Source organism: Imhoffiella purpurea, assembly GCF_000585215.1.
In the GTDB taxonomy this organism is placed as follows: domain Bacteria; phylum Pseudomonadota; class Gammaproteobacteria; order Chromatiales; family Chromatiaceae; genus Imhoffiella; species Imhoffiella purpurea.
In genome coordinates this window covers 84686-107600 of the sequence record NZ_AONC01000025.1, presented here as the reverse complement: position 1 = coordinate 107600, position 22915 = coordinate 84686, and the positions used below count along the sequence as shown (strand labels likewise).

Sequence of the window (22915 nt, the reverse complement as noted above, 5' to 3'; positions counted from 1 at the left end):
TGCCGTCAGGAGGCCAGCGAAGGCTCGCCACCCTGGGCCGATGCATCGACCGAGTCGTCGTTGTCCTGCCGAGCCTCCTCAGCGTAATCCTTCAGGGCACCCGCCAGAATCTTGGCGACCTCGGCGACATCCGGTATCGCACGCATCATCGGCTGAGCGGGCGAGAAATGCCAGGGCTTCACATGCGGCCAGAAGATCATGTAGGACGGCCGAGCGGACTTGGCGAGCAGCAATGGAATATCGCCCGTTCCGTCCGGATATGCCTTGAGATCCACCGACCTCACCTGCTTGAACGGCAAGTTCATGATCATCGGCAACGCGACACCGATACGCATCACGACACGTCGGTTCGTGATCGTGTAGAGGGTCGTGCGCGCCATCGCCCAGGCCAGCAGGGAGAGCGCACCGATGGAGACGGCCGCCAGCAGGACCATCCAGGTCAGGCTGGAGAGGACACTCGCCACGGACAGACCATCGGACCAGTCCACGGCGAGCGCCAAGACCTCGAGCACGGCGAAATAAACGACGATCTTTCGGACGTGGAAGGCACGCCGCGCGAGAGATGTCCAGCGCGGCGCACCTTGCCAGAGCATCTCCTCCCCAGGAGGGAGACGCTCGGGAAGCCCGCGAACGGGCTCGAAGTCATATTCCCTCACAGCAAGGGTCCGTAGCGTTCCGAAGTAGCGTACAGCTTACCGCCAGCGTAGTAGGCGCCGACCTTGTCCTCTTCATAGAGGGTGACCTGATCGGGCTTGGACAATACGGGCACGTTGGCGAAATGGGCGGCCTTGATCGAGGCGACCTTGACCTTACGTTCCTTCTTGTTGAAGACACAGAAGCCGATCGGAACCAGCGCCTGCTTGCCGTTGGCGGCAACCTTGAGTTCGAGGTAACGGATCTGAGGCTCGGAACGGTCGACCCAGACGTCGGTGATAGTGCCAGCGGTCTCGCCGTCCAGACCCACGACGGTCATGCCACGCGGATCCGGATCCTTATCGGCGATGGAGAATTCGGTTGCGACGCGCATCGGCACGATCTTCGGCTGACCCTCGAGGGTCAGGTCGGGGTGCTTCTCACGATCCGGAGAGGCACCAGGACCGACAGCCGCCAGCATGGGATCGCCGACCGGATCCAGGGGCGCGCCCGGGAAGGCCGCAGAAGGCGTCGCGTTGAGCTTGGCCATGGGGGCCTCGACACGAGGAGCGACGACGGTACCGGCGTTGTGCGGCAGGATGAAGGTCTTGGGCTCCGGCAGAGCGGGGAAACCGACGACCTTGACACGACCGCCGGAACGCTCGGTGCGATCCGAGTCAAGCGGATAACCTTCCCGCTTGTCCTCTTGGCGGAGATAGTAGACGAGTCCAGCAAAGAAGAACCAGAACGCCCAAATCGTCAATTGGGCAACGTCGATGTAGTCAGTGATGGCAGCAGACATGATGTAACCTCCGTAGGACAAATGGCCAGCCGGAACAGCCGACTAGCCCGAAGCGCGATGACCGCCAGGACCCGAGTCCTCGCACCGTTCGCACGAATGGGGCGACAGCGAGCGGCGTGGCGAAAAAACGATAGCATCTCGAAGCGATGAACGACTCCATAAGCCGGTAGAAAAACCGGTCATTGCCGGGCCGATGAATCACTGGACGATGTCTTATGGCCAATGCCGCCGACTGCGCCCCCAGAGCAATCTCCACAGCACCAGGCTGTGTCTTCCACGGCGCACGATGCGCCCTCACCACAGCGCCCCGAACGGATCCGGAACACTGTATGGCCGAGTCTCATCCGGGAATCAGTTCCAGGCCCTGAGACGTATAAAAGCCAACGGCAATGCGCCGCGTCCGATTCGGCTGCCAGCCGGCAAGTCCCGCATCAGCGGTGATCAGTCCCTTCAGGGTCTTCTCGCTCACCGGTTCGATCGCGGGCGACCGATCGCTGCGCGGAAAGAATTGTCCGACGGCGTGCATGATGGCGAGCGGTACCGTCTTGGGCGCGAAGGTGAAGATGATCGAGCCGCTGGTCCGCTCGGCCAGACCAGCCAACACATTAACCACGTCCGCCGGCCGATAGTGGATCAGGGAATCCATGGCCACCACATGGTCGAATCGGCCATGGGCCGGATCCAGCATGTCGCCCGCCTCGAAATGGATCGAGCCGCCGCCCAGATCCTTGGGCGCACGCTCGCGCGCGATCTCGATCAGGGTCGGGGCCACGTCGATGGCCACGACCTCCGCGCCGCGCCGCGCCGCCTCGACGGCCAGGGCACCCGTTCCGCAGCCGGCATCGAGCAGACGCTTGCCGCTGAGATCAGCCGGAAGCCAACTCAGCAGCGTATTGCGCATGTCGTCGCGACCGGCACGCACCGTCTCGCGAATCCGGCTGACCTTGGCATCCGAGGTCAGCTTGGACCAGGCATCGGCCGCCGTACGATCGAAATAGGTCTCGATCTTTCCGCGCCGTTCTTGATAGGAAGCATTCGGCATCAATCGAACCCCAGAAAATCGAAGATGTCGCGGTCGCGCATGGGATGCGCCTCCAGTGGCTCGACGCCGTCCCAGAGACGCTGGGCCAGGTCCAGATACTGCTGCTGCGCCGCCTCCAGTCCCGACTCGGGCTCCGGTTCCATCTCGAAGACGGTCGACTTCTTGAGCCGGCTCCGACGAATGATGTCCAGATCGGGCAGATGCGCCAGGCGCTTCAGCCCCACCGCGTCGACGAAACGGTCGATCTCGTCGGTATTGCGGCTGCGGTTGGCGATGACGCCGCCGAGCCGCACGCCATAGTGCTTGGACTTGGCCAGGATCGCCGAGGCGATCCGGTTCATGGCGAAGATCGAGTCGAAGTCGTTCGCGGTCACGATCAGAGCGCGTTCGGCGTGCTGCAGGGGGGCCGCGAAGCCGCCGCAGACCACGTCGCCCAGCACATCGAAGACGACGACGTCCGTGTCCTCCAGCAAATGATGCTGCTTGAGGAGCTTGACCGTCTGGCCGACCACGTAGCCACCGCAGCCGGTGCCGGCCGGTGGACCGCCGGCCTCGACGCACATGACGCCGTTGTAGCCCTCGTAGACATAGTCGCTCGGGCGCAGCTCCTCGGCATGGAAGTCGACCGATTCGAGGATGTCGATGACGGTCGGCACCAGACACTTGGTCAGGGTAAAGGTCGAGTCGTGCTTCGGATCGCAGCCGATCTGAAGGACACGCTTACCCAATTTCGAAAAGGCGACCGACAGATTCGACGAGGTCGTGCTCTTGCCGATACCGCCCTTGCCGTAGATGGCGAACACCTTGGCGGTGTCGATGCGGATATCCGGGTCGAGCTGGACCTGGACGCTGCCCTCACCGTCTGGGTGCTTGGGCAGCGAACCGAACATGTCGGCGGGCAAATCCTGAATCGTCACGCAGCCGCCTCCTCGATCACACCTTCGAGCCGATCTTCCAACTCTTCTCCTGCCTTTCTCAGCGCTTCGAGCGTCGCCTCGTCGGGCGACCAGTAATTGCGTTCATGGGCCTCGATCAGACGATTCGCGACCTTGGCCGAGGCGGTCGGATTGAGCGACGCCAAGCGGTTGCGCATCTCCTCGTCGAGGACGAAGGTCTCGGTCAGCTGCTGGTAGACCCAGGGCGCGACCTGACCGGTCGTGGCCGACCAGCCCATGGTGTTGGTGACGTGGACCTCGATCTGACGCACGCCCTCGTAGCCGTGCTTGAGCATGCCCTCGTACCACTTCGGATTGAGCATGCGCGTGCGGGTCTCGAGCGCGACCTGCTCGGCCAGGGTGCGCACCACGCCGTCGCCGCGTGTCTGGTCGCCGATGTAGACCGGGACCTCGTCGCCCTTGTACTGACCGACCGCCTTGGCGATACCGCCGAGGGTGTCGAAGTAGTGGTCGACCGTGGTGACGCCCAGCTCGACCGAGTCGAGATTCTGATAGGCCAGCTGGACCTGTCCCAGACAGCTCTTGAGCAGCTCGGCCTGCTGCACCGGCTTTCCGGAGCGCCCGTAGGCGAAGCTCTTGCGGCGGGTATAGGTCTCGGCCAGCTCCTCGCCCTCGTCCCAGCTGCTGCTGTCGATGAGGTGGTTGACGTTCGCGCCGTAGGCACCGTCGGCGTTGCTGAAGACGCGCAGCGAGGCGGTCTCCAGATCGCAGCCGTGGGCCTGCTGGTACTCCAGGGCGTGCTTGCGGATGAAGTTCTGCTCCACCGGCTCCTCGGCGGAGGCGGCCATGAAGGATGCCTCGGCCAGCAGCTTGGTCTGCAGCGGCAGCAGGTCGCGGAAGATGCCGGACAGGGTCATGACCACGTCGATGCGCGGACGGCCCAGCTCCTCGAGCGGGATCAGCACGGCACCGGCCAGACGGCCGTAGTTGTCGAAGCGCGGACGGGCGCCGATGAGTGCCAGGGCCTGGCCGATGGGGCCACCCTCGGTCTTGAGGTTGTCCGTCCCCCAAAGCACCAGGGCGATGGTCTCCGGATAGCTGTCGTTGCCCTCGGAACGATGACGCTCGATCAGACGCGCGGCCTGGGCGGCGCCATCCTTGACCGCGAAGGCGCTCGGCAGACGGAAGGGATCGAAACCGTGCAGGTTGCGTCCGGTCGGCAGGATCGCCGGGGTGCGCAGCAGGTCGCCTCCGGGCGCCGGCGGGATGAAATGACCGTCGAGGGCGCGCAGGATCGCCGGGATCTCGGTGTCCTGGATCAGCAGCCGGTCGATCTCGGCCAGCTCGCGGAACAGGGTGACGTTCTCCTCGGAGGTCTTCATCTTGCCGGCCTTGAGCGCCTTCTCCGCGGACTTGCCGGCGACCAGCGCCTCGAGCGCGGCCTTCTCGGGTCGGATGTCCTTGGTCGACTCGGCCACGGCCATCAGCAGATCGACGCGCTCCTCCTCGGTCGGGGCCTCGCCGACGACGTGCAGACCGTGCGGGATCAGGGTGTACTCGAGCTCCAGGACCTCCTCGTTGAGCTTGGTCACGCGGGCATCGACCTCGTTCTCGGGCCACTGCGGCTCGGGATCGGCCAACTCCAGCTCGGCGGCCTGGGCCTGGATGATCTCGACCAGCGACTTGCGCTCGTCGACCTCGCTCGGCGGCAGGGAGCGCCAGCGTTCCATCGAGCCCTTGAGATCGATCAGCCCCTTGTAGAGTCCGGCATGGGCGATCGGCGGCGTCATGTAGCTGATCAGGGTCGCGGCCGAGCGACGCTTGGCGATGGTCCCCTCGGAGGGGTTGTTCGAGGCATAGAGATAGACGTTGGGCAGATCGCCGATCAGACGGTCCGGCCAGCAGGCCTCGCCCAGGCCCGCCTGCTTGCCCGGCATGAACTCGAGCGCGCCGTGGGTCCCGAAGTGCAGCACGGCGTGGGCGGCGAAATCCTCGCGGATATAGCGGTAGAAGGCCGAGAAGGCATGGGTCGGAGAGAAGCCCTTCTCGAACAGCAGGCGCATGGGGTCGCCTTCGTAACCGAAGGAGGGCTGGATGCCGACGAAGACGTTGCCGAACTGCTCGCCCAGCACGAAGATGGAGGCACCGTCGCTCTGCTGCTTGCCCGGGGCCGCGCCCCACTGCTTCTCGATCTCGGCCAGATAGCGCTCGCGGCGGACGTGATCGTCGGCCGGGATACGGACATGCACGTTGGCATGCGCGCCATAGCGGGAGGCGTTGCCGTTGACCACGCGCTCGCGCAGATCGTCGACGCTCTCGGGCAGATCGACCTTGTAGCCGGCCGCATCCATGGACACCAGGGTCTGATAGAGCGAGGCGAAGACCGACAGATAGGCCGCGGTCCCCGTGTTGCCCGCATTGGGGGGGAAGTTGAAGAGCACGATGGCGACCTTGCGCTCGGCACGCTCGGCGCGGCGCAGACGCACCAGCTGGGCGGCGCGGGAGGCGAGCATCTCGGCACGCTCGGCGTGCGCATGCATGTCGCGCGCGCCGTCCTCGGGACCGCCGCCGTTACGGCCGCCGTAGACCATGGAGCCGGTCGCGCCGTCCAGTTCGGGGATGGCCACCATCATGGTCGCCTCGACCGGCAGCAGACCCTGGCTGGACTCCTCCCACTGATCCAGGGTCTGGAACTCGACCGCCAGGGTCGAGAGATAGGGGACGTCGAGACGCGTGAGCATCTCCTCGGCGGCATGGGCGTCGTTGTAGGCGGGACCGCCGACCAGCGAGAAGCCGGTCAGGGAAACCACCGCATCGACGGTGGCGATACCGTCCTGCATGAAGAACTTCTCGATCGCCGGACGCGCGTCGAGACCGCTGGCGAAGGCCGGAACCACCTCCAGACCGCGTGCCTCGAGCGCCTTGATCACGCCGTCGTAGTGACCCGAGTTGCCGGCCAAGACGTAGGAACGCATCAGCAGCAGACCGACCCGGCCCTTGCTGTCCTTGCGGCCGACGCTCGGCAGCATGGGCAGTTTCTCGCCGATCCGGCCCTTCATCTTGGGATGATAGAGACCGACCTCCGGATACTCGAGCGGCGAGCCGACCTTCAGGGTGCCGCGCAGATGACGGCGGTCGCCGTCGGCATAGCGGTCGACCAGGAAGCGCAGCATGTTGGCCAGGTTCTCGTCCGAGCCGGCGAGCCAGTACTGGAGCGTCAGGAAGTAGGCGCGCACGTCCTGGGCGGTACCCGGGATGAAGCGCAGCAGCTTGGGGATGCGGCGCAGCATCGACATCTGCTGGGCGCCAGCGCTCTGGCTGCGTTCGCGATTGCCGCGCAGCTTCTTGAGCAGGGCCATGGGGCCGCCGCTCGAGGAGCCGTCCATGGTGAAGCCGCCCATGCGGGTCATCTTCATCAATTCGCTGGCGGACATGCAGACGATCATGGCATCGCAGGCGTCGCGCCGCGCGGCCAGCGCGGGCAGGATCGGCTTGAAGTGGTCCTCCATGACGAGCATGGTGACCATGATGATGTCGCCCTCGGCGATGTCCTTCAGACAGCGCTCCAGCGAGGCCGGATCGTCGGCCCACTCGGTGGCCGCATGCAGGTTGAGCTGCAAGCCCGGCAGATCGCGCTGAACGGCAGGAAGCGCGCGCTGAGTGGTCCCGGCCAAATGCCCATCGAGATTGACGATGACGACGCGAACGGGCGTCGCATCGGGGGATTTGGCACGCTTCTCAGCGGCCGAAGTGCGCTTTGGCATCGTAGAGCGTCTCCACAGTAATGGTCTGGATCCCGCGTTCCTCGGCAAACCTCTCGGTATTGCGACGGGCCTTTCCGCGTACGAAGAAGGGGATCTTTTTCAGTTCCTGCTCGGCTTCCGGTGCCCAAATCGTACCCGCGTCGTCAGTCGGCTCGCCCGTCTCTCCCTTCGCTGCGGACTCGGCCTGCTCGGGGGCGGACTTGCGTGTCCCTGGCCCCAGATGCGAAGGCGTGGCGGCATCGTGAAACTCGAAGTCCTCCCGGAACATGGTGATGAGATGCTCCTCGAGCCCCATCATCAAGGGGTGAACCCAGGTATCGAAGATGACGTTCGCACCCTCGTAGCCCATCTGCGGCGCATACCGGGACGGGAAGTCCTGGATGTGCACCGGCGCCGAAATGACCGCACAGGGAATGCCGAGACGCTTGGCGATATGGCGCTCCATCTGAGTGCCCAGCACCAGCTCGGGCTGCAGTTCGGCGACCCGTGCCTCGACCTCGAGATAGTCATCCGTGATCAGCGGCTCGACACCATAGCGCTTGGCCGCATCGCGCAGATCGCGGGCGAACTCGCGCGCATAGGTCCCCAAACCGACGACCGTGAAACCGAGCTCCTCGGCGGCGATCCGCGCCGCGGCGACCGCGTGCGTGGCATCCGCGAAGATGAATACCCGCTTGCCCGTCAGATAGGTCGAGTCGACGGACCGCGAGTACCAGGGCATTCTAGACCAGATCGGCTGTTCCGTGGCGTCGATCTCGATCCCGGTGATCCGCGCCACCTCGGAGAGGAAGTCGCGGGTGGCGCCGATCCCGATGGGCACCGTCTTGACCGTCGGCTGACCGAACATGCGCTCGAGCCAGTTGCAGGCCTGATCGGCGATCTCGGGGTAGAGACAAACGTTGAAGTCGGCCTCGGGGATGCGCAGCAGATCCTCGGGAGAGGCGCCCAGCGGAGCCACCACATTGACGTCGACGCCGACCCCATCGAGCAGACGGGTGACCTCGACCACATCGTCGCGGCAGCGGAAGCCGAGCGACGAGGGACCGAGCAGGTTGGCCTTGGGGCGGGCACCGGCGGCACGCAGCTCGCGCTCCGAACCGGGTGCCGGGACACGACTGCGCAACAGTCCGCGGACCAACTGGTAGAAGGTCTCGTTGGCGCCCCAGTTCTCCTTGCGAGTGTAGGCGGGAAGCTCGAGCGGCAGGACCGGAACCGGCAGCCCCATGCCCTGGGCGAGCGCGCCCGGCTGATCCTGGATCAGCTCGGCCGTGCAGGACTCGCCGACCATGACTACGCTGGGCTTGAAGCGGTCGTAGGCCTGCTGGATGGTCGTCTTCACCAGTTCGGCGGTATCGCTGCCGAGTTCGCGCGCCTGGAAGGTGGTATAGCTGACCGGAGGCCGCTGGGGACGGCGCTCGATCATGGTGAAGAGCAGATCGGCGTAGGTGTCGCCCTGCGGGGCGTGCAGAACGAGATGCAGGCCCTTCATCGAGGCGGCCAGACGCATCGCGCCGATATGGGGTGGACCTTCGTAGGACCAGAGGGTCAACTGCATGGGATCAAACCTGCAAGAGTGCGCCGCGCACCAGGGGGCGCGCAAAGAGTTCCGCCAGATCGGCCGCCTGATCGAATCCGTGGATCGGACTGAAGACGAGCTCGATCGACCACTTGGTCCGCAACCCCTCGGCCTCCAGCGGATTCGCCAGGCCCAGGCCGCAGACGGTGATGTCGGGGCGATCCTCGCGCACCCGGTCGAGCTGACGCTCTACGTCCTGACCCTCGGTCAATCTCAGATCGGAAGGCAGCAGGCCCAGCTCGGCCTCCATCAGCTGCCGATCCAGGAAAGGGGTCGCCACCTCGACCAGCTCCATGCCGCACTCGCGCTGCAGAAAACGGGCGATCGGCACCTCGAGCTGGGAATCGGGCAGGAAACTGATCCGCTTGCCGGCGAGCAGCTCGCGCTGACGCGCCAGGCCGCGCTCGGCGCGCGCGACCGCCGCGGCGGTCACCTCCTTCACCCGCTCCTCGGGGATGCCCCAGGCATCGGCGGCAGCCTGCAGCCAGCCGAGGGTTCCCTCGATACCCAAGGGGAAGGGGGCGCTCAAGAGGGTGGCACCGCGCTTCTGCAGCATCCGCGCGGTCTCGCTCAGGAAGGGCTGAGCCAGCAGGACCGAGGTTCCATTGCCGACCGGAGGCAGCTCGCTCGCCTGACGCGGCGGCAGATAATGCACCGGACCGATCCCGAGCTCCTGGAAGAACCGCGAGAACTGATCCTCGACCACGTCCGGCAGGGTACCCACGACCAGCAGACTGCGGGAGCCATCGGCGATCACCGGCATCTGCGGCACCAGCGCGTTCAGACAGGTGTCCTCGCCCTGGGTGAAGGTGGTTTCCAGACCGCTGGCCGAGTAGTCGACCACGCGTACGCGACCGCCGTAGACGCCGGACAGACGCTCGGCCGCCTTGCTCAGATCCAGCTTGATGACCTCGGACGGACAGGAGCCGACCAGGAACAGGGTCTTGATGTCGGGCCGACGCTCGAGCACCTCGGCGACCACCCGGTCGAGCTCCTTATGGCAGTCCGCGAGACCGGCGAGATCGCGCTCCTGGAGGATGGCGGTCGCGAATCTAGGCTCGGCAAAGATCATCACGCCTGCGGCGGACTGAAGCAGATGGGCGCAGGTCCGCGAACCCACGACCAGGAAGAAGGCATCCTGAATCTTGCGGTGCAGCCAGACGATACCCGCCAGACCGCAGAAGACCTGGCGCTGCCCGCGCTCGCGATTGACGTTCGGCACGCCACAAGCCTCGGCGCCCGCGCGCCGCTGCGCGTCGACACCGCTCATTCCGCGACCTCGGCGAGCGTGCTTCCGGTAGCGGTCTTGCTGCGAGCGCCTTCGAGCCGCGCGGCGCGCAACTTGATGAGGAACTGGGCCGCGTTGATGACATAGGTCGAATAGGCGGCCAGGGCGATGAACATCTGGGCCTGGGAATCCAGGGTGAAGATCGCTACCAGATAGGCGGTATGCAGCGCCAGCACCAACATGCTGAAAACGTCTTCCCAGAAGAAGGACTCGGCGAACAGATACTTGCCGAAGACCACCTTCTCCCAGATGGAGCCCGTGATCATGATGGTGTAGAGCACCAGCGTCTTGACGATGACCGAGACGGTCGCCGCAAGATAGCCCTCGCCGGTGGCGAGATAGCGCAGCACCAGATAGAGACTGATCAGAAAGACCAGAAACTGCAGGGGCGCAAGGATGCCCTGGACCAGCGTCCACGGCGACTCGTCCCGCCGACGCCGCTCTTCGGGAGTGTAAAGAGGACGACGCGAGTTCTCTTGGGTATGGTGATGGGTCATCTGCTACTAGGTCGGAATCCGCTCAAGATCCTTTAGATCATCACTTAAGTCGCATGCAGAAATCTAGTCTGCTTTCCTGAATGCGTCAACCAAACTTTACGTAAACCTGACTTGACAACCCCGAACAAGCCACCACAATAGGGAGTCAAACCCTAAAGGATGGGCGGGCGTGTCTCACCATCTCTAACCGGGTATTTCCTTAAAGGGAATTCACCTGGGGCGCATGAAGAATCGCGCTGGGCTCGGCGCAAAGGCGCGACCGTCGCCGACTCGAGCTGCATCGAACAGCCCTCGATCAGGGCCCCTATGTGACAGCGTCCTGTCAAGATGATCGTTCTGCGGTTGTCGCCCTGTCGGCGTTTTCCGAAACGACCGTGTTCGAGAGGACGACCTCAGCCGTACACCGACGACAAGGGACTCGATTCGATCGATGGCTCGACAGCCAGTTTTCTTAAATCGATACGCAGTGTGCCACAAGGCACGCGCAACCGTTTGAATCAATTCGGCGAGTCTGCCGCTGCAGGTCCAGGAATAAGGACCTACGGGGCGCGCCCAAAGGCAGTGGAGGGTCTGGTCGCCGTGAGTTCGTTCAGAGCCCCGAGGGAATCCCTCGGCGTCCTTGATGCCGAGACGGCGGCGGCCTTGGTCGAAGGCATGGCCGACATCGCCGTCGTGCTCGACGATCAGGGCGTGGTGAGCGACATCGCATTCGGCAGCGAGGATCTGCTCGCGGACTTCGACAGCGACTGGATCGGTCGCCCCTGGGCATCCACCGTTTCCCCGGATAGCCGCCCCAATCTCGAGGCGCTTCTCAGCGAGGCGCGTCAGCGGAGCATGACCCGCTGGCGCCAGGTCAGCCATCCCTCGACCCGCGGAACCGACATCCCCATTCAATACCGGGCGTTGCGTCTGCGCGACGACGGACCGGTCGTCGCGATCGGCCGCAATCTTCAGGGAATGGCCGCGCTCCAGCAGCAGCTGGTCGACGCCCAGCAGGCGCTCGAGCGCGACTACTGGCGATTCCGCCAGGTCGAGACCCGCTATCGCCTGCTGTTCCGCATGGTGTCCGAGGCGATCCTCATCATCGACGCACCGACCCAGCGCGTCGTCGAGGCCAACCCGGCCGCCGGCCAGCTGCTCGGAGAAAGCCCGAGCCGCGTCATCGGCCGGCCATTTCCAGAGGGCTTCGATACCGAGGGCATGCATGCGATCAACGGCCTGCTCGCCGGGGTCCGAGCAGCCGGCCGGGCGGACGACGTGCGCGCGCACCAGCTCGACAGCATGCAGGAATTCCTGGTGTCGGCCTCGCTGCTGCGCCAGGAGAACGCCTCCTTCATCCTGGTGAGGCTCGCCCCGCTACTCTCGGCTCCCTCCTCCAACACGGCGCTGCCCGAGACCAAGGCGCGCTATCTGCGCGTGCTCGAAAACGCCCCGGACTGCGTGGTCGTCACGGATACGGACGGCCGAATCCTGACCGCGAACTCCACCTTCCTGAGTCTCGCCGAGGTCCCGACCGAGCAGCAGGCGCGCGGAGAATCGCTCGACCGCTGGCTCGGCCGACCCGGGGTCGACCTGAACGTTCTCATGGCCAATCTGCGTCAGCACACGACGGTCCGGCTCTTCGCCACCACGCTGCGCGGCGAATACGGTTCGACCACGGACGTCGAGATCTCGGCCGCCTCGGTGCGTAACGGCGATCGGCCCTATTTCGGATTCTTCATCCGCGACGTCGGACGCCGCCTGAGCGCCGAGCAGCCGACGACCCCGGAACAGACCCGCTGGCTGGACCAGCTGACCGAACGGGTCGGGCGCGTTCCGCTCAAGGAACTGGTGCGCGAATCCACCGATACCATCGAGCGTCTGTGCATCGAGGCAGCGCTCAAGCTGACCGGAGACAACCGCGCCTCGGCGGCCGAGCTGCTGGGCTTGAGTCGACAAAGCCTGTACGTCAAAATCGATCGTTATGGCATCGTCGCGGATCAATCCTCGGAGCCTTCAGGGCCAGACAAGAAGGATCGATCTTGAACCGGCCATCGCCGCCGCTCCCGCTCGCTGCACCCCTCTCGAGCATCCCGATACCGCCGGCTCGGATCGTTCCGGCATCGGAGATGCCGCGCGGACGCTTGCGCGAACGACGTCCATCCATCCCCATTCCCAACCCCTCACGATGAGTCGAAGCTCTCGGAGCAGATGAAGGTCTCCCGCATGAATCGAACGCTGCCGCTCGCGAACGCGCGCTATCCCCAGCCCTCCGCGATGCTGGAGGTACTCCACCCCATCACCTGGTTCCCGCCCATGTGGGCCTTCAGCTGCGGCGTGGTGTCCTCGGGCGCCCCCATTCTGGAGCAGCTGCTCGTGGTCATCGCCGGCATCGTCCTGGCCGGCCCGCTCATGTGCGGAACCAGCCAGGTGGTCAACGACTGGTACGACCGTCACGTGGACGCCATCAACGAGCCCGACCGCCCCATTCCCTCCGGGCGCATCCCAGGCCGCTGGGGCCTCTATCTCTCGCTGATCTGGTCCGGCGTCTCGCTGGCGCTGGCCTATGTGCTCGGTCCCTGGGTCTTCGGCATCGCCCTGATCGGCATGGCGATCGCGTGGGGCTACAGCGCGCCGCCCTTCCGCTTCAAGGGCAACGGCTGGTGGGGCAACCTGGCGGCCGGCATCTCCTACGAGGGACTGGCCTGGGTCACAGGCGCGGCGGTCATGATCGGCGGTGCCCTTCCGGACTGGAAGATCCTCGTCCTCGCCCTGCTCTACAGCCTCGGCGCCCACGGCATCATGACCCTGAACGACTTCAAGGCAATCGAGGGCGACACCCAGATGAACGTCCGCTCGCTGCCGGTCCAGCTCGGCGTCGAGGGTGCCGCGCGACTCCTCTGTCTGGTGATGGCGCTGCCGCAGGCCGTCGTCATCGCCCTGCTCTTCGCCTGGGACAAGCCGGCTCACGCCATCGCCGTCGGCGTGGTATTGCTGATCCAGGTCGCGCTGATGATCCGCTTCCTGGGCGACCCGCGCGAACGTGCGACCTGGTTCAGCGGACTGGGCGTCAGCGTCTATGTCACCGGCATGATGATCAGCGCATTCGCCGTACGCGGGCTGATCCAGTAAGAAGAGCTACCAGCTGACAGCTGGTAGCTGGAAGCTGACTGCTCAGTTTTAGATGAACCCTGCGCGGACTTGCGCGCGCACCATTGCTATCGACGAGATTCCCCATGTCAAACCCTGAAACCTTCGACGTCGTCGTCATCGGCGGCGGACCCGCCGGGGCCACCGCCGCCAACGACCTGGCCAAGATGGGCCGTTCCGTGTGTCTGCTCGACCGCGCCGGCCGCATCAAGCCATGCGGCGGCGCCATCCCGCCGCAGGCGATGCGCGACTTCGACATCCCCGAGTCCGCCCTGGCCGCCAAGGTCAACTCGGCGCGCATGATCTCCCCCTCGGACCGCAAGGTCGACATGCCGATCGAGGGTGGATATGTCGGCATGGTCGACCGCGAGCATTTCGACGAGTGGCTGCGCGAGCGCGCGGCCGGGAACGGCGCGACCCGCAAGACCGCCACCTTCGACCGCATCGAGCGCGACAGCGACGGCACCGCCGTCGTGCATTTCCGCCCGGGTCAGGAGCGAGTCAACGGCGAAACCGAGAGCGTGCGCGCCAAGGCCGTCATCGGCGCGGACGGGGCCAACTCCTTCGTCGGCAAGAATTATGTTCCGGGCTACGAGACCGTCAAGTACGTCTCCGCCTATCACGAGATCGTGACCACGCCCAAGGGCGCCGACTTCGACGGTACCCGCTGCGACGTCTACTATCAGGGCGACATCTCGCCCGACTTCTACGGCTGGGTCTTCCCCCACGGCGACACCATCAGCGTCGGCGTCGGCACCGCCATCCCCGGGTTCTCGCTGCGCTCGGCCTGTACCGAGCTGCGCCGCCGCGCCGGCCTGGAGGATGCCGAGACCCTGCGCCGCGAAGGCGCCCCCATCCCGCTCGAACCCCTGAAGGTCTGGGACAACGGCCGCGACATCCTGCTCGCCGGCGACGCGGCCGGCTGTGTGGCGCCGGCCTCCGGCGAAGGCATCTACTACGCCCTGGCCTGCGGTCGCCTGGCCGCCGAGGCGGTCGACGAGTTCTGCGCCACCGGCAATCCCAAGGCGCTCAAGAAGGCACGTCAGCGCTTCATGAAGGCCCACGGCAAGGTATTCTGGGTCCTGGGAATTCTGCAGAAGTTCTGGTATTCCAGCGACAAGCGTCGCGAGCGGTTCGTCAGCCTCTGCGCGGATCCGGACATCCAGTACCTGACCTGGGAGGCCTACATGAACAAGCGTCTGGTCAAGGCGCGACCGGGCGCCCATCTGCGCATCTTCTTCAAGGACCTTGCCCATCTGCTCGGCATCGCCTCTCTACGGAAGGGCTGAGACAGGGCATCATCCACCGACCAGCCTCGAAACGCCTCTTGCCGCCAGCGAACGCACCGGCGAGAGGCGGCTCCGGTCAGCGAAGACTGGAACCGCAAAGACACGGAGGCGACTGCCGCATATTCCGGGCCTTTGCGGTTCCAGTAAATCCAGGTTCAAGTCGATGCAGAATCACTGCTTGCTCGAGCCTCCGAGCTTCGAGGTCTCGCCCGCGTAGCGCACCAGATGCTCCAAAAGCTCGGCCGTTCGCGCGACCGAGTCGTTCACGCCATCCACCACCGCGGGAATGCGATCCTGATCCATGCCGCCGACCACCTCGGACTCGGCCAGCCGGGCGTTTCCCACGATCGAGCACAGAAGATCCCGATACGGCCCCTCGGCCCCCGAGCCGATCGCCGATTCGATACTCGAGCGCCGCTGCTCCAGCCCTTCCTGAAATCGCCGGCGCGCCTCTTCCACGACGCTGCGCCCCGGGAAATCGCTGAAGATCAGGACATACCCCAGCACCCGCCCGGGGGACGAAAAAACGGGGTCCGCGCGAACCATGAAACGGCTCAGGGCGCTGTCCCGCGTCTTGAGACAGAGTTCCCCCCGCCAGGGTCTTTGGCGCTCGACCAGATCCCTGAGCCGATCGCCAGCCTCGCTCGGCTCGACGACGAGCGGCATCAGATCATCGATCCGACGCATAGGGTCGGCGGCCTCGCCCATGAGGTGCCGCATGAAACGGCTGACGAGCAGAATGGTGCCGTCGCTACCGGCGACCAGGAGCGGCTGCTCGGCGATCTCCATCTGAGAACGAACCTGAGCGAGCTGCGCCTGAGCGATCAGCAGACGCACCGCGCGAAACTGCTGGATGACGTCCGAGACGGACTCGGCGATCGCGGTCCCCGTCGCCCGATCCGTCGAGGTCCAAGGCATGGCCCGCTCCGATGAAGAGCCACCGATCCCGGACCTGAGCCAGATGAGATATTCACCCAGACCGCGCGAGACGGGCACCGCCATGAGTCCGCAAACGGATGGAGCGAAGGCCGAGAAATCGAGCCGCTCGCCGCCCAGACAGTGGCTTTCGATCAGCGGAGCATCCGGTAGAGAATCCAGCCAGGCGACGATATCCCGCAACCCCTGGACATCCGGCACCTGTCCGGCCGTGATCGTCCTGCCGTCATGAAAGAGCGCGACCCCCTGAGCCGACACAGGCCCCAAGAGGGCGTCCGGATCGCCGAAGAGCGCGGGGGTCCAGTCGCCTCTCGCAGCGATGGAATCGATCATGCGCTGCTCCAGGCTGCGCACGCAGAAGGCGACCTGGGCACGCTCGATGCTTTCGAGCGCCGCGATCCGGGTCGCCGCCGCCTCGGCAACCAATTCGCAGACCGCACGCATCGCGTAGGCGGGATAACGGGAAGAGGAATCGAGACAGAGGATGAGCCCCCAGTGACGCCCGGCCACGATCAGGGGCATCACGAGGGCCGACCTCGCCTCCAGACGCGCGAGGAGGTCGCGACAGCTGGGCGTCGGCGCAGCCAGAATGCAATCGGACAGATCCAAGGCGGGATCGCCGATCGTCGATTCGGCGCAAACCAAGCGCACCGCCTCGGCATCACGGTCCCCAACGAAGCGAACTCGATTCGCACCACTCAGTCCCCCTGAGACCAGGGCCGCAGCGACCCCGGGCTCACGCCGTCCCACAGCGGGCTCCAGATGCGAATCGCCATCGGCGGCCAGGATTTCTCCACTGCCGTCGACCCCCAGACGATAGATCAAGACGCGGTCGTAACCGCTGATCTCGCGCAGCGTGCGCGCGACCTCGTCGCACAAGGCGCCGCACGACGAGGAGGCGATAATGCCCCGCAGCATCTCCTGAACCTGGACGGAGGTATCCGGCGAGGGCGCGACCGACTCGAGCTCGATCACCAGTTCGTTCCGGCGGAAGCGGTGCAAGGATACGTCGAAGGCGCGCCCGGCGAAGCCGGCCGGACACCGGATGGCCTGGGGAACCCGATGCAGCGGCCGATCGAGATGGGCATGGATGCGCTCGGCGAGATCGCCGTGGACATCCGCCAGAGAGCGGCCGAGCACCTCTTCGCCAAGACCCAGAAGATCCCCGGCGTTGCGGCTCATGCACAGGATCCGGAGATCAGGTTCCCGCAACACCAACAGGGCGCCATGGGCTTGAATGGCATCGACCGACCGAACACCTGACGCCTCGCACTCATCCGGCCTGATCCACCCACTGTCGAGGGAAGGTACGAAACCGTGAGTCAAGTCGGTGGGCCTCCAGTTATTCGACGATCCCGTCCTGATGTTTCGCCGTCTCGTGATCCAAACCGTAGCGGTTCAATTTGACATAAAGACTCTGCCGGCTCAAACCAAGCAGCTCGGCCGTCGCGGTCCGATTGCCTCCGGTCAGCTCGAGCGCCTCCTCGATATAGTGGCGCTCGACAATTGCAACCGTCTCCTCGACCAGCGCGCGCAAGGCGTGCTTGCCGATCTTGCCGGTCAGAACGCCCAGGCGATCCCCCAGACGACAGGGTTCCGCCGGGGTTGGAAGACGACGACCGACGTCGCGTATCAGAACACCGATGTACTCGGGATCGGCGTCCAGATTGCCCGTCGCCGAGATCTCGACATCCGTCTCCGTTCCCAGTTCGCCGTGGATGACCGTCGAAAAGAGACGCACCGTCCCCAGCCGCTGCACGTTCGCCAGCAGCACGGTCAGGTCGGCGCCAGGACGCCCCAGCCAGCGACCGAGCGTCTGATGGATCACCGACCGCTCGGTCGGCATCTGGATCAAATCCAGGCAACCGCGATTGGCCCGCTGGATCGAGCCGGCCCGGTCGGTCACCACGAATCCATCGGGCATACGCTCGATGAGTAGCGCCGCCGAGGGGGCATCGCCGGAAATTGCGGGAGAGGGAACCGCCTGCGCAGGGGTCAACTGCAGCAGATAGACCGCTCCGGACTCCGAAGACAGGAGAGAGGCACGCACGGCCCAGGCGATCGCGCCGGCCCCCAGATGCACGATGATGGAAGGCGCCGTCCCCTGCTCGGCCACCTGCGCGAGCATGGATTGAAAGAGATTGCGTTCGTCCTCCGGCAGGAGCGGCAGCAGCTCCCTCCCACTCAGCGTACTGGGACGTATCGACGGCAGGGCCAGCGCGGCCGCGGCCACGGGATTCAGATCGGCGATGCTCAAGGTATTGGCGCGCAGCAGCAGTACGGCGTCCGTCGATGACCTGAACAGAAGACGATAGCGTGTCTCGACCTCGCGCAGCTTCCAATAATCGCGCTCCATGGCCTGCTGCGCCTCGACCAGACGCGACTGCAGTTCGGTCACGGCCTGGAGGCTGCGGCCAACGGCCACCAGCCCGGCCTGAGCACCGAGCAGCACGGTGGTGTATTCGATGGGAATGGAGCGGCCGCTCGGGAAACGCTGAGCGACCTGATGCAGCGCCGAGACGCCCGTATCCCGGGCATCCGCCACCATCCGCGTCAGAATCCGACTGGCCGAGGAATCCACCGTCTCCGACCAGAGCCGGCCCACCCATTCGTCCAGGCCCTCGCCCGGCATGCCGACGGAGAGGGCGGCGCGTCGAATCACGCCCTCCCGATCGAGGTACAGCGTCACGTCCGGCCGGGGATGGTTATCGCCAATCATAGGCTTCCGAATCCAGTGTCATTGGAATGAACGGCGCCATGCATCCATCTGCCGTTCAGTAGGGGGCGAGCCGACTCAGCGAACGATCCTGAGCGCGACCACTCCGGCCGAAAGGGTCGATGTCCTCGCTGGATCCTGGACCGACGCTCGAGATCACAGGAATACGAGGAGACTAGATTCGGACAAGCCGGATATCCGCCACACACCGGCCGTCGGCCTATATTAGGATCTCATCGATCAGGATCGGATTCCATGATCAAACGGGAATGACTCGTACCGGCGAGCTGCGTTAAACTTACTGGTCGGAATACTATCTCCGCATCGCCCTCGTAGCTCAGTTGGATAGAGCAATCGCCTCCTAAGCGATAGGTCACAGGTTCGAATCCTGTCGAGGGCACCATGTTTTCGATTTCTTGCGCTTATCCCTTCATCCATCCGACTCATGTACCCATTGCGGGAATATAGCCGGATCGGCATCGGGCGTCGATGCGCCCCAGGTCAATGACGGATCCTGTGACCGCCCGAGCTTGGCCCTCGACCGAGAGAGGCCGCCTTGCCATCCTGATCCTGCATTCGTCGCGCGTGTGGAGCGCAGCCAGGAAGCGCGCGAACCCACCCTCCAAATGCGCGACCTCCGGCATTTACGCCCCCTGTCGAGCCGGTCGGGCCAGCCAGATCAGGGCGATCAGCCCGAGAAAGAGCGCGGCGGCCAGCGCGAACATATCGAGGATCGAGAGGAAATAGGACTGTGTGTCGATCGTCCGAGCGATCCGGGCATAGGCCTGCTGCTGCGTCATCCCCATGGACTGGTAGGTGTCTAGCACCCGTGCGGTCTCGGCCGAGGCTGCCGTGACGGACTCGGTGAGGTAGGCATGATGCCGCGCGGCCGTGTTTTCCCACTGCGTGGTCCAGATGGAGGCCGCGAAGGCGCCGGCCATCAGCCGCAGGAAGTTGAACAGACCGGATGCCGCTGGAATGCGGTGAGGTTCCAGCCCGGAGAGGATGATCGCGGTCAGAGGCAGGAAGAAGGTGGCCATGGCGATCCCTTGAACCAGATGCGTGGCGGCGATGGTGCCGGCGTCGACCTCGGGCGAGAAGGTCGCTCGCCAGGCGTTGCACAGGAAGAACACGCCGAAGGAAAGGGTGACGAAGAGCCGGGGATCGACCCTGCCCATCAGGCGCCCGATGATCGGCGACAGAACGAGTGCCAGAATTCCAATCGGCGCGGTCACCAGGCCGGCCCAGGTCGCCGTATAGCCCATGAAACGCTGCAGCCACATGGGGATGAGGACCAGGGTGCCGAAGAAGGTCGCGTATGACAGGCAGAGCGCCAGCGTGCCGGCGGCGAAGTTGCGTTCCTTGAACAGGGAGAGATCGACGACGGGATGCCGTTCGGTGAACTCCCAGATGAGAAAGAAGGTGAGACCCATGACCGCCACCACGGCCAGCAGGACGATCTCGAGCGAATTGAACCACTCCAGCTCCTTGCCCCGATCGAGCATGATCTGGGTCGCCGCGACCCACACCACCAGCAGGATCAGGCCGACATAGTCGATCGAACGCTTGGTCGTTGGGGTCTCCCTGCCGCGCAGGGCGAAGGCGGTCAGCCAGACGGACGCCAGACCGACTGGAATATTGATGTAGAAGATCCATGGCCAGGACCAGTTGTCGGTCAGCCAGCCGCCCAGGATCGGTCCCATGACCGGGGCGACGGTCGCCGTCATGGCCCAGAAGGCCAGGGCCATGCCCGCCTTCTCCCGGGGAAAAGACTGTAGCAACAGGGTCTGGCACAAGGGGACCATGGGACCCGATACCAGTCCCTGCAGAACGCGGAAGATCAGCAGCATGCCCAGGCTCTGCGACAGGCCGCACAGCAGGGAGGCCAGGGTGAACAGGGATGTCGAGATCAGGAACAGCCGCCGCGCCCCCAGCCGCTGGGCCAGCCAGCCGGTCAAAGGAATGGTGATGGCGTTGGACACGGCGAAGGATGTGATGACCCAGGTACCTTGGCTGGGGCTCACGCCCAGATCGCCTGCGATGGGCGTCAATGAGACGTTGGCGATGGTCGTGTCCAGCACGTTCATGAAGGTGGCCAGGGACAGGCCGATGGTGGCCAGCACCAGGGGGGCACCCGTCAGCGGGGGGAGAGGCGGCGCGAGAGGGGCTTGGCTCATCCCTCGACTCCCATCCTTCAACGCGCCGCCGTCGGGGCGTCGATCGGACTGGAGGCCGTCTCCGCGGTTCCGCCTGCAGCGGCCTGGGAGATATCCGAGTCCCCGAGATTGGCGGCGACGACCTCGTCGATCAGAGCCTGCGCGTCCCGATCCAAGGCCTCGTAGACCGAGGTTTCGGCAACAGGCGCATTCCGCCTCACGGCTGAGAGTTGCGAGCCCTCCCGGTCGTGAACGTCCAGCGTGACACGCATCGAAAGGCCGATTCGCAGCGGATGCGCCGCCAGTTCCTGGGGATCGAGGGCGATCCGAACGGGAACGCGCTGAACCACCTTGATCCAGTTGCCCGTGGCGTTCTGGGCCGGCAGAAGCGCGAATGCCGACCCGGTCCCCGCCGACAACCCCACGACGCGGCCGTGGTAGTGAATGTCGCCGCCGTAGAGGTCCGCCGTCATCTCCGCCGGCTGGCCGATCCGTGCATCGGACAGCTGGGCCTCCTTGAAGTTGGCGTCCACCCACAGATCCTCGAGCGGCACGATCGACATCAGCGGAGCCCCAGGCTCCGTGCGCTGGCCGACCTGCGCCGAGCGTTGGGCCACCTGTCCCGAGGCCGGCGCCGGAACCCGCGTGCGTCGCCAGTCGAGATAGGCCGCGCGCAACTGGGCGGCGGCCAGATGCACGCGCGGATGTTCGCTCGCCGAGGTCTTGTCGATCAGGACCTGGGCCGCCGCCAGATCCTCGCGGGCCGCCGCCAGACTCTCCCGGGCCTGTGCCACGTCATTTTCGGCGTGCCGGCGCGTCTCCTGCGAGGTGGCGCCGGTCCTGGCGAGGTGGTTCCGGCTGACCAGATCGTCCTCGGCGCGCTTCAGCTCGGCCTCACGGACCTTGACCCTGGCTTCCTGCACGCGGGACTGCACGAAGAGCTCCCGGACCTCTCGCACCCGTTCAGCCAAGGCGGCCTTGGCCTGGTCGAGCGCCACGCGCGCATCGGTATCGTCGAGCACGACCAGGGTGTCCCCGGCCTGGACGCGATCCGTATCCTCGGCATGCACGGCGATGATCGTGCCCGCGACCTGAGCGGTGACCTGGATCCGGTTGCCGGCCACATAGGCATCCTCGGTCCCGACGAGGAAACGGCCCTCCATCCACCAGTAAAGGCCATAGGCCCCGCCTAGTCCCATGAAGATCAATCCGGCCAGAAGCATGCCGAAGATACGGCGGTGTCTGGGTCGATTCGGAGGGAAAGAAGCGGCGCAAGCCGTCGGGGCGGACTCAGCGCGCGGATGGGCGGACGACTCTGACAGATCCGAAGCCATGGGAGATCTCGATTGAATCTTGGAAAATGGCAGGGACTCCATACCCTGCACAGCCATCTAACTGCTAAAGCTGCGACTGCCTAGGCAGCTATTTAGACAAAACCCTTCCTACCCATCCCCTTGAACTCCGCACCTGGACGGTATCTTGTGGTTTCAGTTCGTGAGCGGCGGGGCCGAAGCGATGCGTTTCAACAGATCCCTGAGGAGAACGACCTCTTCTTGCGTGAAACCCCCGAGGAAATGATCGAGAACCCGGATACCGATCTGCTGCAGGCGCGGACAGATCGCCTCTCCTTCCTCGGTCAGACTGAGTCGGACGACCCGACGATCCTCGGTGCTGCGCTCCCGTCGGATCAGTCCCAGATTTTCCAGACGATCCAGCATCCGCGTCATGGAGCCCGTGTCGTAGCGCAAGTTCTGGCAGAGATCGGCCGCCGTCGTGTCGATATCCAAGGCAATCCGTATCAACACGCGCCACTGCGCGGCGCTGACGCCGACGCCCCTGGCTTGCCGATCAAGCGCCTCCATCAGTCTCACGGATGCCTCGTTCAGATACCGTCCCACACTCTCGCTCGAGAAGGGGCCCTGACCTGCATCGACAGATGGCTGAAGGCGCGTCTCACGCATCATGGCACAATCGATCTCTTTATTGCTGCCCAAACAATAACTGCCTAAGCTGCTATCGTCAAGATCCTGCGATCCGGCATAACCAGAGGGCTGCGGGACGGCCAGGAGCACTCAACTCGCGTGATCGAGTTGCGAATGCGTCGGTGCCGGCTGGGATTTGGGGTGGATCCAACGAAGATCGACTGGAAATATCGCGACAGGGTCGGGGCACGGCATCGATCGATCGGGCC

16 protein-coding genes and 1 tRNA gene are annotated in these 22915 nt (G+C 65.0%); 4 read left to right on the top strand and 13 right to left on the bottom strand.

Going from position 1 to position 22915, the window contains the following annotated elements; all coding sequences use genetic code 11:
- Window positions 1–5: 5 nt before the first annotated feature.
- From puhB to bchF, 8 genes are all read right to left on the bottom strand, one after another.
- Window positions 6–656 carry a photosynthetic complex putative assembly protein PuhB gene (puhB, locus tag D779_RS08465; protein WP_043752459.1) on the bottom strand — a complete coding sequence of 217 codons (651 nt, stop codon included), beginning with the start codon at window positions 654–656 and terminating at the stop codon, window positions 6–8.
- Window positions 653–1435 (bottom strand): photosynthetic reaction center subunit H, encoded by a 783-nt coding sequence (gene puhA / locus D779_RS08460; protein WP_043752670.1) that lies wholly within the window; start codon window positions 1433–1435, stop codon window positions 653–655. Before puhA ends, puhB begins: the two co-directional genes overlap by 4 nt.
- Before the next feature lie 340 nt (window positions 1436–1775).
- Window positions 1776–2477 (bottom strand): magnesium protoporphyrin IX methyltransferase, encoded by a 702-nt coding sequence (bchM, locus tag D779_RS08455; protein ID WP_043752456.1) that lies wholly within the window; start codon window positions 2475–2477, stop codon window positions 1776–1778.
- Complete coding sequence (bchL, locus tag D779_RS08450) at window positions 2477–3367, bottom strand: ferredoxin:protochlorophyllide reductase (ATP-dependent) iron-sulfur ATP-binding protein (RefSeq protein WP_043752667.1); 891 nt, start codon at window positions 3365–3367, stop codon at window positions 2477–2479. The genes bchM and bchL overlap by 1 nt, the downstream gene beginning before the upstream one ends.
- A gap of 23 nt (window positions 3368–3390) precedes the next feature.
- Window positions 3391–7137, bottom strand: a complete 3747-nt coding sequence (locus D779_RS08445) for a magnesium chelatase subunit H (RefSeq protein WP_043752452.1) — start codon at window positions 7135–7137, stop codon at window positions 3391–3393.
- Window positions 7112–8692 (bottom strand): ferredoxin:protochlorophyllide reductase (ATP-dependent) subunit B, encoded by a 1581-nt coding sequence (gene bchB / locus D779_RS08440; RefSeq protein ID WP_043752449.1) that lies wholly within the window; start codon window positions 8690–8692, stop codon window positions 7112–7114. The genes D779_RS08445 and bchB overlap by 26 nt, the downstream gene beginning before the upstream one ends.
- Before the next feature lie 4 nt (window positions 8693–8696).
- Window positions 8697–9983: a ferredoxin:protochlorophyllide reductase (ATP-dependent) subunit N gene (locus tag D779_RS08435; protein ID WP_043752447.1), complete on the bottom strand. Its 1287-nt coding sequence runs from the start codon at window positions 9981–9983 to the stop codon at window positions 8697–8699.
- Window positions 9980–10498 carry a 2-vinyl bacteriochlorophyllide hydratase gene (bchF, locus tag D779_RS08430; protein ID WP_043752445.1) on the bottom strand — a complete coding sequence of 173 codons (519 nt, stop codon included), beginning with the start codon at window positions 10496–10498 and terminating at the stop codon, window positions 9980–9982. The genes D779_RS08435 and bchF overlap by 4 nt, the downstream gene beginning before the upstream one ends.
- A 579-nt stretch (window positions 10499–11077) precedes the next feature.
- On the opposite strand from bchF, the gene ppsR (D779_RS08425) reads away from it, so the two are divergent.
- From ppsR (D779_RS08425) to D779_RS08415, 3 genes are all read left to right on the top strand, one after another.
- On the top strand, window positions 11078–12523 hold the full coding sequence (ppsR, locus tag D779_RS08425; protein WP_043752664.1) for a transcriptional regulator PpsR: 1446 nt from the start codon (window positions 11078–11080) through the stop codon (window positions 12521–12523).
- 180 nt (window positions 12524–12703) lie between these two features.
- Window positions 12704–13609 (top strand): chlorophyll synthase ChlG, encoded by a 906-nt coding sequence (gene chlG / locus D779_RS08420; RefSeq protein WP_043752662.1) that lies wholly within the window; start codon window positions 12704–12706, stop codon window positions 13607–13609.
- A gap of 104 nt (window positions 13610–13713) precedes the next feature.
- On the top strand, window positions 13714–14916 hold the full coding sequence (locus tag D779_RS08415) for a geranylgeranyl diphosphate reductase (protein ID WP_043752442.1): 1203 nt from the start codon (window positions 13714–13716) through the stop codon (window positions 14914–14916).
- A 171-nt stretch (window positions 14917–15087) separates the two neighbouring features.
- Here the strand turns inward: D779_RS08415 and D779_RS08410 are convergent, their stop codons facing one another.
- On the bottom strand, window positions 15088–17178 hold the full coding sequence (locus D779_RS08410; protein WP_081763407.1) for a GAF domain-containing protein: 2091 nt from the start codon (window positions 17176–17178) through the stop codon (window positions 15088–15090).
- Window positions 17179–17194: 16 nt separating this feature from the next.
- Window positions 17195–18571: a transcriptional regulator PpsR gene (ppsR, locus tag D779_RS08405; RefSeq protein ID WP_043752438.1), complete on the bottom strand. Its 1377-nt coding sequence runs from the start codon at window positions 18569–18571 to the stop codon at window positions 17195–17197.
- 323 nt (window positions 18572–18894) lie between these two features.
- On the opposite strand from ppsR (D779_RS08405), the gene D779_RS08400 reads away from it, so the two are divergent.
- A tRNA-Arg gene (locus D779_RS08400) sits at window positions 18895–18971 on the top strand.
- Between the two features lie 241 nt (window positions 18972–19212).
- On the opposite strand, the gene D779_RS08390 is transcribed toward D779_RS08400, so the two are convergent.
- The 3 genes from D779_RS08390 to D779_RS08380 form a co-directional block, all read right to left on the bottom strand.
- The gene (locus D779_RS08390; RefSeq protein ID WP_043752433.1) at window positions 19213–20745 is read right to left on the bottom strand and encodes a DHA2 family efflux MFS transporter permease subunit; all 1533 of its coding nucleotides are present in this window, start codon (window positions 20743–20745) and stop codon (window positions 19213–19215) included.
- 17 nt (window positions 20746–20762) lie between these two features.
- Window positions 20763–21923, bottom strand: a complete 1161-nt coding sequence (locus tag D779_RS08385) for an HlyD family secretion protein (protein WP_232424123.1) — start codon at window positions 21921–21923, stop codon at window positions 20763–20765.
- Between the two features lie 288 nt (window positions 21924–22211).
- Window positions 22212–22796 carry a MarR family winged helix-turn-helix transcriptional regulator gene (locus D779_RS08380; protein ID WP_232424122.1) on the bottom strand — a complete coding sequence of 195 codons (585 nt, stop codon included), beginning with the start codon at window positions 22794–22796 and terminating at the stop codon, window positions 22212–22214.
- Between the last annotated feature and the right edge of the window lie 119 nt (window positions 22797–22915).